General features: G+C 56.1%; 1 protein-coding gene and 1 pseudogene. Both read left to right on the top strand.

The features are described from left to right. Positions 1–99: 99 nt before the first annotated feature. Positions 100–543: pseudogene (locus FDX19_RS07790) on the top strand (hypothetical protein); the annotation flags it as partial. Continuing rightward, the gene (locus FDX19_RS07785; protein ID WP_249357538.1) at positions 540–713 is read left to right on the top strand and encodes a helix-turn-helix domain-containing protein; all 174 of its coding nucleotides are present in this window, start codon (positions 540–542) and stop codon (positions 711–713) included. The pseudogene FDX19_RS07790 and the gene FDX19_RS07785, both read left to right, overlap by 4 nt. Positions 714–1321 lie beyond the last annotated feature (608 nt).

Genomic DNA, 1321 nt, shown 5'->3' with positions numbered 1-1321 from the left:
GGTCAACCTCGTTCAGTCCACCACCCGTGGGATTGACCTCTCCGGTGGTGGTTTTAAAAATCACATACTGGAGGCTGCCACTATGGCTACGATCCCCCCCAAACACACCCGTTACTTGCTGTTTCCTTCAATGCCGCTACGGACTTCACGGTCCTTGCCGACCACTGCGAAAACTTCGCCGAAACCCTGATTGAAAACGACGACCCCACGCTGAAAATGGCGCTCTGCGGCAGACTCAACGCCGCTCTGACGCTGCTCCAGCCCACGCTGTTAGAACCCGTTCCGCCCCATCTTGTTGAAAGCCTGACCGTCGATACCCTCCCGGAGAATTCTCCCGAGTTTGGGCCGGAATGCACCGGGCTTTGTAGTTACTGCCTCGTCCCGACGCAGACGCTGGCGGAGCAGGGGTTTTCTTCTGAAAAGGAGAAACAACTGAGCTGGCTGCTGTACGATCTGATCAATTACTTCGCTGCGGAAATGAAAGCCCCGCGCTGGCTGCGTACCGCTGACGGCGTAAAGTTTATTGACGGGGTGGCGGCATGATGCAATCAGACTGGCATTCTGCCGTTTCCCGCAATTCAGGGCTGGCGTCCTCCACGCTGGCAAACGCGCTGATAAGGCACTGGCCCAAAGGTGAGAGGCTGATTGCCGATGCGCTGGGCATTGCGCCGGAGCAAATCTGGCCTTCCCGCTACCGTAAGCCCGAAAAGTAAGCCCAAAAATTGCTAAATCGTCTCTCCCGCTCTTCTGATGGCTTTGCTGTCAGAAGAGCGGGAGGAGGCAAGCGAAGCGCGGCAGTTCAGGTTCGCAAATAACCTTTTTGATGCAAAAACAGTTTTTCCTTTCTGCGCCACCTGCACTGGCATAGTCTCCCCTTTGCCCTATGCTGTCGTTGACAGCGCCCAACGCTTCACAACCTGAAAGAAGCGCCTGTTATCAGGAAGGTTGATCCGTTTACCGGTGCCGACCTCTGCAAACACCGGGTCGCAGAACATCGCGACGGAGGCCCGGATTTTAACACGATACGTCCTTTACAGCGCCAGCCTGCTGGTCTGAATCTGCACCGCGCCGGAATTATCCCGGCTAACCTGTATCTGCTGATACCCTCAGCGCCTTTTACCTTTACGGACTGCGGCCTGCATTGCCGAAGGCTTTGCTGCCGCGTGGCCGTAAAACTGCACCAGAAACGCAACGTTTAAACACTGCACCAGTGCCCGTGCGTCACTTTAACCGCGCAGAGCGGGAAAGTGACGCACGTAGCCCTTTAACTCTGTACCAGAGAAATCCGCTGCTCCAGACCATCGCGGGATTCTGACACCGT

This window comes from Citrobacter sp. wls619, from assembly GCF_005281345.1.
Classification (GTDB): Bacteria; Pseudomonadota; Gammaproteobacteria; order Enterobacterales; family Enterobacteriaceae; genus Citrobacter.
Note: the sequence above shows the minus strand (reverse complement) of the source record. Positions and strands in the feature narration are given on the sequence as shown.

Bases quoted from the DNA above. Each gene is read 5' to 3' on its own strand.
- FDX19_RS07785 (WP_249357538.1), top strand. From the start codon at position 540: ATGATGCAATCAGACTGGCATTCTGCCGTTTCCCGCAATTCAGGGCTG.